The organism is Marivita sp. (genome assembly GCF_020055635.1).
GTDB lineage: Bacteria > Pseudomonadota > Alphaproteobacteria > Rhodobacterales > Rhodobacteraceae > Marivita.
The window spans coordinates 112,084-126,723 of sequence record NZ_JAIPUT010000003.1 but is presented as its reverse complement, the minus strand read 5'-3'; the positions used below and the strand labels follow the sequence as shown (position 1 = coordinate 126,723).

The window sequence follows — 14,640 nt, the reverse complement described above, 5'->3', positions numbered from 1 at the left end:
GCCAAGCGAATTGGAACCCTCCCTGTTCCGGTGAACTCATGACCCAGCTCGTGCAGCCCCGCCTCGTGAACTCGACCGACGGCGATCCCGGCGTCTATCTCGACTTCCGCTTCAGCCGACGCGCCATGCTTTTCGACATGGGCGATCTGTCGCCGCTGACCCCGCGCGAGCTTCTGCGGGTCAGCCACGTGTTCGTCTCGCACGCCCACATGGACCACGTTGCGGGTACTGACAGGCTCCTACGCCTGCGCCTCCACCGGCCGCGCCCGCTCTGCATGACCGGTCCCGAGGGCTTTGTTCGTCAGGTCGAGGCCCGCCTCGACGCATTCACCTGGAATCTCCTCGACGAAACCTCCACCGACTTCCGTCTCACGGTGCAGGAGTTCAATGGAAGTCGGATCGTGCGCGCGGCCGAGTTCCGAGCCCGTGACGCCTTCCGCCGCCGCGAGCTTGCTCTGCCGGACCTGGCCGAAGGGGTCGCGCTCGCCGAAGACGACCTCACCGTCGAGAGCGTAGCCCTCGACCACGGCATCCCGTCCCTTGCCTTCGCCCTCCGGGAAAGTCTTCGCGTCAACGTCTGGAAAACCGCTCTCGGCGAGATGGACCTGCCGGTCGGCCCCTGGCTTGAGCAAGCCAAGACCGCGATCCGCGGCGGCGCACCGGATGATCATCCGGTGGACGTTCCCGGCCACGGCCCCCTATTGCTCGGCGATCTGCGCAGTCAGGTTTTCAAAATCGGTCCCGGCCAACGGATCGTCTATGTCACAGACGCTGCTGACACGGAGGCGAACCGCGCCCGGATCATCCGGCTTGCCTGTGACGCCGACCACCTGTTCATCGAGACGCCCTTTCTCGATGATGATCGCGACTTGGCCAAGGCGACGGCACATCTCACCGCGCGCGCTGCCGGAGAGATCGCGTGCGCATCGGGCGCGCGCCGGGTCGCCGGCTTTCACCACTCGGCCCGCTATGCCGACAGGCCCGGCGCACTCGAGGCCGAACTGGCGCACGCGCTCGGTCACGACGAGGTTCCCCAGCGGACAGCGCCTCGCCTCGAGACCGGGCCGAACTGGGTACGCCGTTGGCGCCGCACGGGCGTCTCGACCGAGGCGGCTCTGGCGCGGTTCGACAGCCTTCCGCCCGTGATGCCGGAGGAGATGTTCGGCGAGTGGCGCGGGCTCGGATTGCCGACGGGACATCCGCTCGACGGCCTGCTTGAGCATCTTGGCTGGCGCGGCAAGCGCTTCGCCGGTGTCGATCACATCGATCCGCTGGTCTTCGAGCCCGGCATCGCGCTCGACCCGCGAATGATGCCCGTCGGCATCGCACTGCGCTGGCCGCGCCTTGCAAAGAGCGCCCCTTCCCGCGCAGTATTCCGGGTTCTTGGGCGGATCTTGCGCACTTCCCGGCCTGCCGCGCGGCTTGCCAGTGTCGAGTTCCGCGGAAGCCCGAGCGCCGCGATGATCTACGACCGGCAACCCATCGTCGACCATTTTCGCCGCATAGACGAGAGGCGCATCCTCGGCCTCATGGAGATGCGCGGCGCGCCTCCGTACTTCTTCCTTCTGACCAAGGGTTCGGTCAGTGGGTGAAAGGCACGCGGACCGCTTCCCAATTGATCTCTTGCCTCGCTGTGTGGCTGTGCTGCTTGCGTCCAGTCCCATGGCAGCATTTCGGTCAGCCCGTTGATTTTCTGATCGCGGAAGCAGTCGTCTTAGGTGATCGTGGCGCCTCCGAGAAAGTGTGGAAAATCGAACGCTTACGACGCGAGCGCGACCATTTGACATTCAGCGGTCAGAACCGGAATCCGGCGACCCCGCTTTCAGCGCCGTCTCATGCGCAGGCGCAAAATTTTTTTTCAGGGGGAACTCTTGCGATCGAACGCGGTTTCCTGTTGCAAGAAATGCAGAGGACATCCGGGGCGCGGCATGGAGGGCCACAGCCGATATTCGGGAGCTTGGGCAGGTCATTACAGTTTAGCCGATGGCAGCTTCAATCTTAGTCGTCTTATCCCGCCAGCAGACGAGTCTTCGAGAAACTGAAACCAACAGGAGACTGAAATGAAGTTCCGTCATCTACTCGCGACGACCGGCATCGTCGCTGCCTTCGCCGCCACGTCAACGGCGGCTCAGACGCTGGTATATTGCTCCGAGGGCTCGCCCGAGGGTTTTGATCCGGCGCTCTATACCTCCGGCACGACCTTCGACGCCTCCTCGCACACGGTCTACAATCAACTGGTGGAATTCCAGACGGGCACGACGAACGTTGTCCCCGGCCTGGCCGAAAGCTACGAGGCCTCCGAGGATGGCCTGAGTTACACGTTCACGCTGCGCCCGGACGTGCAATTCCACTCGAACGATCTCTTCACGCCATCGCGGCCGCTGAACGCCGATGATGTGATCTATACGTTCGAGCGCCAAATGGTGGAGGGCTGGAACGGCGAATACTTCAATTCAATGGGCATGGGCGATCTCATCGATTCGATCGAGAAGGTCGACGACATGACCGTGCGCTTCAACCTGACGCGGCCCGAGGCCCCCTTCATCGCCAATCTCGCGATGGATTTCGCCTCGATCGTGTCGAAGGAATATGCCGATGCCATGGCCGAGGCCGGCACGCCGGAGATGCTGAACCAGCGTCCGATCGGCACCGGTCCGTTCAACTTCCAAGACTATCAGACGGACGCGGTGATCCGCTACGCTGCGAACGAGAATTACTGGGAGGACGACATCCCCAAGGTCGACAACCTGGTCTTTGCAATCACGCCGGACGCCTCCGTCCGGCTGCAGCGCCTGCAGGCAGGCGAATGCCACGTCATGCCGTATCCTAATCCGGCCGACATCGACTCGATCCGCTCCAACACCGAGCTCGAGTTGAAGGAGCAGGAGGGGCTGAACGTCGGCTATCTGGCGTTCAACACCACCCAGGAGCCGTTCGACAACCCCGTCGTGCGACGCGCGATCAACATGGCCATCGACCGAGACGCGATCATCGACGTCGTCTTTCAGGGAACCGGTCGCGTTGCGAAGAACCCGATCCCGCCGACCATGTGGTCCTACAATGACGCGGTCGAGGACTATCCATATGATCCCGAACAGGCCCGGCAGATGCTCGAAGAGGCCGGCGTGACCGACCTTTCGATGAATGTCTGGGCGATGCCGGTGCAGCGTCCGTACAATCCGAACGCCCGCCGCATGGCCGAGCTGATCCAGGAAGACCTGTCCGAGGTCGGCGTCGACGTCGAAGTCGTCTCCTATGAGTGGGGCGAATACCTAGAGCGTTCCAGTGAACTGGACCGCGACGGTGCGGTGCTGCTGGGCTGGACCGGCGACAACGGCGATCCGGACAACTTCCTTGGCGTGCTTCTCAGCTGCGACGGGGTCGGCGGCGCCAACCGCGCGCAGTGGTGCCACGAGCCGTTCGACGAGCTGATCCTCGAGGCCAAGACGCTGACCGACCAGGCCGACCGGGCGCAACTCTATGAGGAGGCTCAGGTCGTCTTCAAGGAACAGGCGCCTTGGGTGACGATCGCGCACTCGACGGTGTTCATGCCGGTACGGGCCGAAGTGGAGGACTACATCGTCCATCCGCTGGGCGGTCACATCTTCGACGATGTGAGCCTGGCCGAATAAGGCAGACGGTCCCTGCGGGGTCCTGCGGGACCCCGCGTTCATTTCGAGGGGCGGATGGTCATTTGCGGCCCACCACTCGACGAAATCAGATGTGCTTTCGCGAGGGAAACCGCCCCATGCCATTGACCTCCGCTCCACAGGAGATAATAGGCGCGACCCGATGCTGAAGTATATCCTCTCCCGCCTGATCACCTTCGTGCCCACCTTTCTGGGGGTCACGCTGATCTCTTTCGCCTTCATCCGCGTTCTGCCGGGTGATCCGATCATCGTGATGGCCGGCGAACGCGGCATGACGGAGGAACGCTATCAGGAACTGCTCCAGCGCTTCGGTTACGATCAGCCACTCTGGCGACAATTCTGGGACTACTTTACCGGTGTGCTGCAGGGCGATCTGGGTACCAGCTTCGTGACGAACCGACCCGTCTGGGGCGAGTTCTTCACACTCTTTCCCGCCACGCTCGAGCTGTCCATCTGCGCGATGATCTTCGCGGTCGTGCTGGGCATTCCGGCTGGCGTGATCGCGGCGGTCTACCGGGGCAAGTTCTTCGATCGGGCGCTGATGTCGACGGCGCTCGTCGGCTACTCGATGCCGATTTTTTGGTGGGCGCTGCTTCTCATCATCGTCGTTTCGGGCTGGCTGGGCTGGACACCCGTGTCAGGCCGAATGGGCCTGCTCTACTTCTTCGATGACGTTACCGGCTTCATGCTGATCGATTCCCTGCTCTCGGGACAGGAGGGCGCGTTCGCCTCGGCGGTGCATCATCTGATCCTGCCCTCGATCGTGCTCGGTACGATCCCGCTTGCCGTCATCGCACGGCAGACCCGCTCGGCCATGCTCGAAGTCCTGTCCGAGGACTACATCCGTACCGCGCGCGCCAAGGGGCTGAGCGCGTCGCGCGTCAACGGCCTGCACGCCCTGCGCAACGCGATGATTCCCGTGATCACCGTGATCGGCCTGAGCGTCGGCACCCTGATGGCGGGCGCGATCCTGACGGAGACAATCTTTTCCTGGCCGGGCATCGGCAAGTGGATGGTCGATTCGATCTTCCGGCGCGACTATCCGGTCGTGCAGGGGGGCCTGCTGCTGATCGCCCTTATCGTGATGCTCGTGAATTTGACCGTCGACATCCTCTACGGCTTCATCAACCCCAAGATCCGGAAACGCTGATGGCCGACGCATCCTCCCAGACCGCCCGCACCGTTCCGACAGGCCGCCCTGGCCGCCTGTCCGAATTCTGGAGCTACTTCAGCGAGAACCGCGGCGCCGTGATCGGCTTCTGGGTCTTTCTCGCGGTGTTTCTGGTCGCCGTTTTCGCCGACCTGCTCGCGCCCTACGACCCGGCCGCCCAGTTCCGGCAACATGCGCTTCAGCCACCCTTCTGGCAGAACGGCGGCACGTGGGAGTTCCCCTTGGGGACCGACGCGCTCGGCCGGGACATGCTCTCGCGCCTCATCCACGGAGCCCGCTTTTCGTTCTTCGTGGGCGTGGTCGTGGTCGTCGTCGCCGCGACCGGCGGAATTCTGATCGGTCTGCTCGCGGGCTTCGCGCCCAAGTGGCTCGACACGATCATCATGCGACTGATGGACATCATCCTGGCGTTCCCGTCGCTGCTGCTCGCCCTCGTGCTGGTGGCGGTCCTGGGCCCCTCGCTGCTGAACGCGATGATCGCCATCGCGCTCGTCCTTCAGCCGCACTATGTCCGCCTGACCCGTGCCAGCGTCCTCAACGAGCGCACGAAGGACTATGTGACCTCTGCCCGCGTTGCGGGGGCGCGGCTTCCTCGGCTGATGTTCGTGACGGTGCTGCCCAACTGCCTTGCGCCAATCATCGTCCAGGCGGCGCTGTCCTTCTCGACCGCGATTCTCGACGCCGCCGCGCTTGGCTTCCTCGGGATGGGCGCCCAGCCACCGACGCCGGAATGGGGCACGATGCTGGCTGATGCCCGCGAATTCGTGCTGCGCGCCTGGTGGGTCATCACCCTCCCTGGCCTTGCCATCCTTGTCACGGTCCTGTCGATCAACCTGATGGGCGACGGCCTGCGCGACGCGCTCGATCCGAAGCTCAGGCGGAGTTGACATGTCACTTCTGAAGATACGCAATCTCTCGGTGGAGTTTACCACAGCCTCGGGCCCGTTCCGCGCCGTCGACTCCGTCGATGTCGATGTCGAGAAGGGTGAGATTCTCGCCATCGTCGGCGAAAGCGGCTCGGGCAAATCGGTGTCTATGCTCGCAACGATGGGCCTGCTGCCATGGACCGCGACGATCACCGCCGACGAGATGAGCTTTGACGGACGCGACCTGCGCAAGATGCCGCGGAAGGAACGCCGGAATCTCATCGGCAAGGATCTCGCGATGATCTTTCAGGAGCCGATGTCTTCGCTCAATCCGTGCTTTACCGTGGGTTTCCAGATCCGCGAGGCGCTTCAGGAGCATCTCGACCTGGACAAGAAGGCCCGGCAGGCCCGCGCCATCGAGTTGTTCGAGATGGTCGGCATTCCCGACCCCGAACGGCGGCTGAAGGCCTTTCCGCACCAGCTTTCGGGCGGCATGAACCAACGCGTGATGATCGCCATGGCCATCGCCTGCCGGCCCCGCCTTCTGATCGCGGATGAACCAACGACGGCGCTTGACGTGACGATCCAGGCGCAGATCCTCGATCTGCTGACCGATCTCCAGAAAGAGACCGGGATGGGCCTGATCCTCATCACCCACGACATGGGCGTGGTCGCCGAAACGGCCGAGCGCGTGGCGGTGCAATATGCCGGCCAGAAGGTCGAGGATCAGCCAGTGGCCGACCTGTTCGAACGCCCGCATCACCCCTACACCGCCGCGTTGCTCGCCGCCCTGCCGGAGCGCGCGACCGAGCGCCGGCTGCCGACCATTCCGGGCGTCGTGCCGGGCCAGCACGACCGGCCGCGGGGCTGCCTCTTTTCTCCGCGCTGCAAGTTCGCCGACGAGCGCTGCCGCGACATCCCGCCGCCGGTCCAGCCCCGCCCGATCGGGCTTGCGCGCTGCCATTATCCGCTGAACGTTCCGGCCGGGGTCGAGGAGGAACACGCATGACCGCCGTCGTCACCGCCGACAATCTCGCCCGCGAATACCAGGTGGGCGGAGGGATGTTCTCGAAACCGGGCATCGTCCGTGCCGTGGCCGGCACATCCTTCAGCATCGAGCCGGGCAAGACCCTCGCCGTCGTCGGCGAAAGCGGCTGCGGCAAGTCCACGCTGGCCCGCATGGTCACGCTGATCGAGGAACCTACATCGGGCACGCTGACCATCGGCGGCAAGACCGCGACACCGGACAAGTGGCGCGATTTGCGTACCGATGTGCAGATCGTCTTTCAGGACCCCTACGGCTCGCTGAACCTGCGTCAGCGGATCGGCGCGATCCTGGAAGAGCCGTTGAAGATCAACCGTCCGGACATGTCCGCTGCGGAGCGCGCCGAGAAGGGCCGCGAAATGATGCGCCTCGTCGGTCTGCGCGAGGAGCATTACGACCGCTATCCCCACATGTTCTCGGGCGGCCAGCGCCAGCGGATCGCCGTGGCGCGGGCCCTGATGCTGGAGCCAAAGCTTCTGGTCCTCGACGAGCCGGTGTCGGCGCTCGATCTGTCGATCCAGAGCCAGATCCTGAACCTGCTTCTCGACCTGCAGGAGCGGATGAGCCTGGCTTATCTGTTCATCAGCCATGACCTGTCCGTGGTAAAGCACGTGGCGGACGATATCATCGTGATGTACCTTGGCCGTCCGGTCGAGACCGGGCCGAAGGACGAGGTCTTCGCCGCGCCGCGCCATCCTTACACGAAGGCGCTGCTTTCCGCGACGCCGAGTGCCGACCCCAAGCGCGCCAAGCAGCGTATCAAGCTCGCGGGCGAACTGCCGTCGCCGCTTGCAATCCCACCCGGCTGCCCCTTTGCGCCCCGCTGCTGGAAGGCGCAGGACAAATGCCGTGCGGAGCGCCCGGAACTTTTCGACATCCCGCACCCGGCGGCGTGCTTCTTTCCAGAGAATTGACGGGCGCAAGACCGACGGTTGTTGAAGCTGTCGATCCTAAAGATCGCGCGGCGAACGGGGCTGTCGCGCAGCACTGGGATCTGGCCGAGCACGTCCGGGAGCAACCCTCTCCCGAGCACCGATTTACGAATACCTCAATATCCAGAATTTTAGCGCGGGTCCGAGGTAGAAGAACCTTCGCGAGCCTTCGGTACCAGGACTCAAGCTGCGGACTTCCGGGGTGTCGGCAAGAGCGCTTCTATGGATTTCCCCCAGCTTGACAGATCATAACTGCGCACGGCGGTCTGCATCGCTTTCATGCGATCGCGGCGTTCGGTTTCCGACATGTCCAGCGCTTGACCGATGGCAACGTCCATCGACCGGTTCGAGAACGGGTTGGTGGCCACGGCCGCGCCCAGTTCCACTGCGGCGCCGGCGAATTCCGACAGCACGAGCGCGCCATCGCCATCGACGCGCGCGGCGATGAATTCCTTGGCGACGAGGTTCATGCCATCCGCGAGCGGCGTGATCCAGGCGATCGAAGCAGCGCGGTAATAGGCCACCAGATCCTTGAACGGGATCGCGCGGGAGACCAGCGTGATCGGTTGCCATTCCAGGGAGCCGAACCGGCCGTTGATCCGGCCTGCGATTTCTTCGATGGCGGATTGGATTTCGCCATAGGCGGCCATGCCCCGATTGGCACTGACCGACACGTGCATGAGCTGCACTTCGCCGCGCAATTCCGGACGGGCCTCGAGAACGCGCTCGAAGGATTCGAGCTGTTCGATCCCGCCCTTGGTGTAATCCGTGCGACCGACGGACAGGATGAGCTTGCGATCCCCCAGATCGGCCAACAGCTCTTGGGCCCTGGTCTGGGTTGCCTCTTCGGCGGCGCGTTTCTGGATGTAGTCCACGTCAACGCCGACAGGCGCCACACTGAGATGCACATCACGCTCGGGACCGCTCAGAACGGTTGGAACGCGCCGTTCGGTCAGCGCCGTGCCTTCCGCGATCAGGTCATCCGGCACTTTGGCGCGCTCGGTGATCTCGACATCCATCAGGCTCTGGACCACGGCAGCGAAGTTCGTCGCATAGCGCGGGATATGGAATCCGACGCTGTCGCAGGCCATCAGGCTGTCAACGATCTCGCGCCGCCATGGCAGCACGTTGAACATGTCCGGTGCGGGGAACGGCGTGTGATGGAAGAACGCGATCTTCACATCGGGGCGCATCTGGCGCAGGTAGCCCGGCACGAGCCAGAGGTTGTAGTCGTGCACCCAGACAAGCGCGCCCTGTCCTGCCTCGGCGGCGGCAGCTTCGGCAAAGCGCCAGTTCACTTCGCGGAAATTGGGCCAGTCGACCGGGTCGTAATTGTAACGGTCCTTGAAGCTGTGCAGGATCGGCCAGAACGCCTCTTTCGAGGTGACGTGGTAGAATTCATGCACCTGCTTCTGCGTGAGGGGCAGGCGCGAGACCGAATAGCTCCCGAAGCCATCCTCGACCTCGATCTGCCTGCTCCAGCCGGGATCATTCGAATCCTCGGCCAGTTTCCAGGCGACCCATGCGCCGTGATCGACCTTGCCGAAAAAGCTTTTCAGCGTGGGAACGATTCCGTTCGGGCTCTTGTTGTCCCGCAAGACGGTTTTGCCATTCTCTTCTACCTCTTCGTACGGTTGACGGTGGTAAACGATCACAAGATCAGATGGCATCAGAAACTCCTTGGGGTGGAATGAAGACCAAAGACGGAAATGGCCTCGAGTATGCCCGCGGCACCTTCGCCCCGGGCGCGATAGATTGTCGAAGACTCGGGAAGGTTGTCATACAGCGCCTGTTCCGAGCCGCCGACAGCCACGGCCTTGAGTCCGGCTGTCAGCATGGAAATATCGTTCAACGTGTCCCCGGCGGTCAGAACGCGCTCGGGAGCAATGCCCAGGGTCTTGAGGACGCGGTGCAGGGTCGGACCCTTCGAAATGCCCTGTGGCAAGACATCGACAAAGCGGTTGTCCGAGACAAGCACGTCGACCTCGAGGGCGCGGACCGGTTCGAGATCCGATTGCCTGAACCCTTCCGGCGCGATGTCATAGCTCAGGCGATGCCGAAACGGCGTGTCCTGAAGCGTGAGACCGGGAATGTCCTGCATGAGCGCAGACACTTTTTCGGACTTGCCTGCCCAGGCATCGGCAATCGGCGCTTCAAGATGCGGCACCGGAAGGATCAGTCCCGGAGAATGGACCTGGGCAATGGTTGTGCCCACATCGGCGATCACGAAGTCCGGCATCGGTACGCCGAAGCTGTCGCACAGGTCGTGAATGAACTCCGGGTGACGGCCACTGACAAAGATCAATCCGATGCTGTCCCGGTTGTCCTCGATCCAGTTGTAGAGGATTTCTCGCGCGTCGGCCGTACCACCCAGGAAGGTGCCATCCAGATCCGTGGCCAGCACAAACTGCTTGTCCGCGATTTCCGTGTGAATCGGAACCTGAAGGGTCATGAGGCAATCTCCTTGAACGCCAAGGGCAACTCGGACGGAGTCGGATGCTCAAAAGTCAGTGACATCGCGCGTGGTTCGGATTCGATCGGTTTCGACCAGAACCGCGCGAAGGTTTCGGCAATGGGGTGGCCGTCATGCAGGATGCTGCGGACGGTTTCGCAGATCGGCATCGGAACACCCAGCTTTCTGGCAAGGTCCGTGACCGATTTCGCGTTCACTTCCCCTTCGACCACGGTCGGCTTGCCATCGAAACAGGCATCGCGCGCAAGACCTCTGCCGAGTTGAACACCAAGAGACATGTTACGGGATGTGGTGCTCGAACAGGTCAAGGTCAAATCGCCGATGCCCGAAAGGCCCGTCACGGTCTCGCGCCGACCGCCCAGGGCTTCGGCCAATGCCTTCATCTCGTCGAGCCCTCGCGTGATGAGGGCAGCACGGGTATTTTCCGCGAATCCGGCGCCGTTCATCATGCCGCAGGCGATGGCGATGACGTTCTTGACCGCGCCGCCGACCTCCACGCCGACAAGATCGTCGGACAGGTAGGTTCGGAACGCGGGGGTGGCGAGGGTCATGGCCATGCGCGCGGCTGCGCTGTGTTCGGGGTCGATCCTGTCTGCCTGATCGAAGGTGAAGGCCAGGGTCGCGGCCGACGGATGACCGGCGGCGAGTTCCCGAGCGAAAGTCGGACCCGACAAGGCGCCCACGGCATGTCCGGGCAACTCGTCCTCGACGATCTGCGACATCAGAAGCCCTGTTTCGGCCTCGATCCCTTTTGCGCAGACGGTCACCGGAATGCCCGGCCGGATCAGGGGCCGCATCGCATGTGCCATGTCGCGGACCGCAGCAGAGGGAACAACCAGCAGCACCGCTTCCGCAAGGCCAAGCGCTGCGCCCAGATCACTGGTCGCGGTGATCTCTGGCGACAGCGGAATATCAGGAAGGTAACGGTCGTTGCGGGACGTTTCGTTGATCCACTCCGCCAAGTCCGGACGTCGGGCCCAGAGTGAAACGGCTGTGGTCCCTTGTGCCGCGACGGACGCGAGCGCTGTGCCATATGCACCTGCGCCGATCACTGCGATCCGTTCAAACGGATGCGCGGCACGTGGGAAAGATGCGCCGGAAACCCGGTCGGCTCTCATGAAACTGCCCCTTTGCAAACATTAGTATGTAACGACAACCGAGCCTGACGCAAAAAGTTTCGTGCAGATGCAGAATAACTTCTGCGAGTGCGAAACTTTTTTGGGCATTCGAGGTTTTGAATCGTGGCCTCTTCAAAAAAAGGATTTTGCCGATGACCCGTCATGTGCGCACCGCAATCTTTCCCGTTGCCGGGCTTGGGACTCGTTTCCTGCCCGCAACCAAGGCAACCCCGAAGGAACTTCTGCCGGTTCTGGACACACCCCTGATACAGTACGCGGTGGATGAAGCTCGCAATGCCGGTATCGAGCGGATGGTCTTTGTCAGCCACCCCTCGAAGGGCGCGATCGAGCGGCACGTCATGGAAGACGCGCGGCTCACCCGGGAATTGCGCGAGCGCGGCAAAGCCGATGTTGCGGACGCCTTGACGAACGCGGCCTTCTGCCCGCGGGACGATGACGTCCGCTTCGTCATGCAGACAGAGCCCAAGGGTTTGGGCCATGCTGTTCTGTGTGCCCGTGACGAGGTTTTGCCGGGTCCTGTGGCGGTTATCCTGCCCGATGACCTCATCCTGGGTCCGGTCGGTTGCCTGGCCGAAATGATCGACGCCTACGAGACCGGAAAGGTGGGGCACCTCGTCGCGACGATGGAAGTGCCGGAAGACCGGGTACACCGCTACGGTGTCCTTTCGGGGGTAGAACCGGACGGTGTGATCCTGAAGGCGACGGGCATGGTCGAAAAGCCCAAGCCGGAAGACGCGCCATCGCGTCATGCCGTGGTCGGCCGCTACATTCTGGACCCGGCGATCTTTGATGCCCTGGAAACTCAGGAACCCGGCGCAGGTGATGAAATCCAGCTGACGGATGCCATTGCACGTGGCGCCGACTCGCTTGGGCTTGGCGGATTTCAGTTCTCCGGCGTTCGCTTTGATTGCGGCTCCAAGGCCGGCATGCTGCACGCCACACTGGAGCTCGCGATGGACGATCCCGACTGCGCGGAGGTTCTCAAATCTCGCGGTCTGGTCAGCAGCAGGACAGACGCGGTTGCGGCATGAGTGTCATTCCGGTTCGCGCATCGTTGCGCGAACCGGAGATCCTTGTTGTCAGTCCGCGCCGCGAACCGGAATGGTGACATCCGGATTCGGGCGGAGAACCTTCTGAACAAAGAAAGTCGCCGCAGCCAGACCGACACCGACCAGATCGGTGATCCATCCGCCTTCGATCATGAAGATCGCCGCGAAGATCAGGGCGATGCGCAGGAACCACGCCGACCGCCCACCCAGGAACCACCCTTGAACGCCGGCGCTGAGCAGGAATACCCCGAATGTCGCCGTGATGCCGGCCCGGGATATCTGTAACCAGGTTCCGTCCATGAGGATCGCGCTGTTGTAGAAGAACATGTAGGGCACGATGAAGGCCGCGATCCCGATCTTGAAGGACGCGACCGACGTCTCCATCGGATTGGCCCCCGAGATGCCGGCGGCCGCGTAGCTGGCCAGGGCCACGGGCGGCGTGATGGCCGAAAGCACGGCGAAGTAGAATACGAAGAAATGCGCGGTCAATGTCGGGATGCCAAGCTGCACGAGGCCCGGTGCGACGACCGAGGCCGCCACGGCGTAGGCGGCGGTGGTGGGCATGCCCATCCCCAGCAGGATCGCGATACACATCGCGAAAAACAGCGCCAGAAGCTGGCTGACACCGGCCAGGTCAAGAAGGACGGACGAAAAGCGCGCTCCGACGCCGGTGAGTGAAATCACACCGACGATGATGCCTGCGCAGGCGCAGACCGCGATGATCTGGATCGACATGACCCCCGCCAGCTCGAACGCCTTGAGGATGGACCGAAGGCCCATGCGATGCGGTGTGAACCACGACACGACAGCCGCCGCCATCGTGGCGAGCGTACCGGCCCGGATCACCGAATATCCCATGAACAGTGCCACGATCAGGATGACGATGGGGATGAACAGATAGACCTGCCGGACAAGCTTGTTGAACTTGGGAAGCTCGTCCTCGCGCATGCCGCGCATGCCCAGCTTGGCCGCTTCGAAATCGACCATGAAGTAGACCGAGACGAAATAGAGGATCGCCGGGATGATCGCGGCGATGGCGATCTCGGTATAGGGAATGCCGGTGATCTCGGCCATGATGAAGGCCCCGGCGCCCATGATCGGCGGCATGATCTGACCACCCGTCGACGCGGCGGCTTCGACCGCGCCCGCGGTTTTCTTGTGATAGCCGACCCGCTTCATCAACGGGATGGTGAGGCTGCCGGTCGCAACCACGTTGCCTGCCGAGGTGCCGTTGATCATGCCCATCAGACCCGAAGCGAAGATCGCCACCTTGGCTGGTCCGCCACGGGCACGGCCCGCTGTCGCGAAGGCGAAGTTGACGAAATAATCGCCCACCTTCGACGCCTGAAGGAAGGCCGCGAAGATGATGAACAGGATGATATAGGTCGAGGAGACTGCCGTCGTCGGCCCGAGAATGCCCGCGTCCGAGTAGACGTGACCGAAGAAGCGCTGCCAGGAATAGGCGTTCTGGACCGCGAGAATGCCGGGCAGGAGATGCGCGGTGAAGGTGTATAGCAGGAAGACGCCCGTGATGATGACAAGGGCGAGGCCCGCAACACGGCGGGTCAGTTCAAGGATCATCGCCGATCCTGCCGTGGCCGCAAAGGCGACGCCGATCGGGACAAAAGGTGTCCCGACGGAGTTCCGCGCGGCGGTGCCGTAGATGCCGATCAGGTAGATCGCAACGACAATGCCGCAGACTGCCAGCACGATGTCGGACGCGGCAAACGTCTCGCGGCCCCGGCGCTCGAACCATCCGACCACGATGGCCCCGAAGGTGGCGATCAGAAGTGGAACCCCGAACCACCAGACTTCGCTGGAGTAGATCTCTGTTCCGGGGAAAGCGGCCCATGTGGTCAGCCCGCCCATTTCTGGCAGGGTGCCGGATTGGATGAGGTTGAGGAACCCGATCGCGGTGGCCCCGGCGACCAGGGACGGCACGATCAGCAGCACCGAAAGAAGCGACAGGAACCGTGTTTCCCTGTGCGGTGGTCCGTCATCGGAAAAGGTGTGGGCCGAAAACAGCAAGAAGCCGAGAGCCAGCGCACCCGCGATATGGACGATGCGGAAATTCCAGGTTTCCAGGGGGAACTGAGGCAGAAACGGGATCTCGATGCCGGTCCAGTCCGAGATCGACACGCCGTTGAGCGCGATCATGTGGAACGCCGCGTAGAACGTCGAAAGACCTGCCATGAGCAGGTAGGCGCGACCGGTGAAAAGGCGCCTGTTGCTTTCGACGGCTTCGTCGTCGACGCCGTCGGCGATCACCAGCTCTTCGATCGAATTCGTGCTGTTCGAGTCCGTCATCATGTCCT

General features: G+C 62.9%; 11 protein-coding genes. 7 read left to right on the top strand and 4 right to left on the bottom strand.

The features are described from left to right. Positions 1-38 precede the first annotated feature (38 nt). The 6 genes from LCF60_RS02820 (at position 39) to LCF60_RS02795 (ending at position 7,646) form a co-directional block, all read left to right on the top strand. Positions 39-1,592 (top strand): DUF4334 domain-containing protein, encoded by a 1,554-nt coding sequence (locus tag LCF60_RS02820; protein WP_292289501.1) that lies wholly within the window; start codon positions 39-41, stop codon positions 1,590-1,592. A 468-nt stretch (positions 1,593-2,060) separates the two neighbouring features. Next, the gene (locus tag LCF60_RS02815) at positions 2,061-3,632 is read left to right on the top strand and encodes an ABC transporter substrate-binding protein (RefSeq protein ID WP_292289500.1); all 1,572 of its coding nucleotides are present in this window, start codon (positions 2,061-2,063) and stop codon (positions 3,630-3,632) included. Between the two features lie 160 nt (positions 3,633-3,792). Continuing rightward, entirely contained in the window at positions 3,793-4,800 is a 1,008-nt protein-coding gene (locus LCF60_RS02810; protein ID WP_292289499.1) for an ABC transporter permease subunit, read from the top strand. After that, complete coding sequence (locus tag LCF60_RS02805) at positions 4,800-5,708, top strand: ABC transporter permease subunit (protein WP_292289498.1); 909 nt, start codon at positions 4,800-4,802, stop codon at positions 5,706-5,708. Before LCF60_RS02810 ends, LCF60_RS02805 begins: the two co-directional genes overlap by 1 nt. 1 nt (position 5,709) lies before the next feature. Next, complete coding sequence (locus LCF60_RS02800; RefSeq protein WP_292289497.1) at positions 5,710-6,696, top strand: ABC transporter ATP-binding protein; 987 nt, start codon at positions 5,710-5,712, stop codon at positions 6,694-6,696. Continuing rightward, positions 6,693-7,646, top strand: a complete 954-nt coding sequence (locus LCF60_RS02795; protein WP_292289496.1) for a dipeptide ABC transporter ATP-binding protein — start codon at positions 6,693-6,695, stop codon at positions 7,644-7,646. Before LCF60_RS02800 ends, LCF60_RS02795 begins: the two co-directional genes overlap by 4 nt. Before the next feature lie 200 nt (positions 7,647-7,846). Here LCF60_RS02795 and ggpS read toward each other — a convergent pair whose 3' ends face one another. The 3 genes from ggpS to LCF60_RS02780 are packed head-to-tail and all read right to left on the bottom strand — an operon-like array spanning position 7,847 to position 11,255. Continuing rightward, the gene (gene ggpS, locus LCF60_RS02790) at positions 7,847-9,334 is read right to left on the bottom strand and encodes a glucosylglycerol-phosphate synthase (protein WP_292289495.1); all 1,488 of its coding nucleotides are present in this window, start codon (positions 9,332-9,334) and stop codon (positions 7,847-7,849) included. Beyond that, on the bottom strand, positions 9,334-10,116 hold the full coding sequence (locus LCF60_RS02785) for an HAD-IIB family hydrolase (protein WP_292289494.1): 783 nt from the start codon (positions 10,114-10,116) through the stop codon (positions 9,334-9,336). The genes ggpS and LCF60_RS02785 overlap by 1 nt, the downstream gene beginning before the upstream one ends. Then, positions 10,113-11,255 carry an NAD(P)H-dependent glycerol-3-phosphate dehydrogenase gene (locus LCF60_RS02780; protein WP_292289493.1) on the bottom strand — a complete coding sequence of 381 codons (1,143 nt, stop codon included), beginning with the start codon at positions 11,253-11,255 and terminating at the stop codon, positions 10,113-10,115. The genes LCF60_RS02785 and LCF60_RS02780 overlap by 4 nt, the downstream gene beginning before the upstream one ends. Before the next feature lie 152 nt (positions 11,256-11,407). On the opposite strand from LCF60_RS02780, the gene LCF60_RS02775 reads away from it, so the two are divergent. After that, positions 11,408-12,307 (top strand): UTP--glucose-1-phosphate uridylyltransferase, encoded by a 900-nt coding sequence (locus tag LCF60_RS02775; RefSeq protein ID WP_292289492.1) that lies wholly within the window; start codon positions 11,408-11,410, stop codon positions 12,305-12,307. A gap of 48 nt (positions 12,308-12,355) precedes the next feature. Here the strand turns inward: LCF60_RS02775 and LCF60_RS02770 are convergent, their stop codons facing one another. Continuing rightward, positions 12,356-14,632 (bottom strand): TRAP transporter permease, encoded by a 2,277-nt coding sequence (locus LCF60_RS02770; RefSeq protein WP_292289562.1) that lies wholly within the window; start codon positions 14,630-14,632, stop codon positions 12,356-12,358. Positions 14,633-14,640 lie beyond the last annotated feature (8 nt).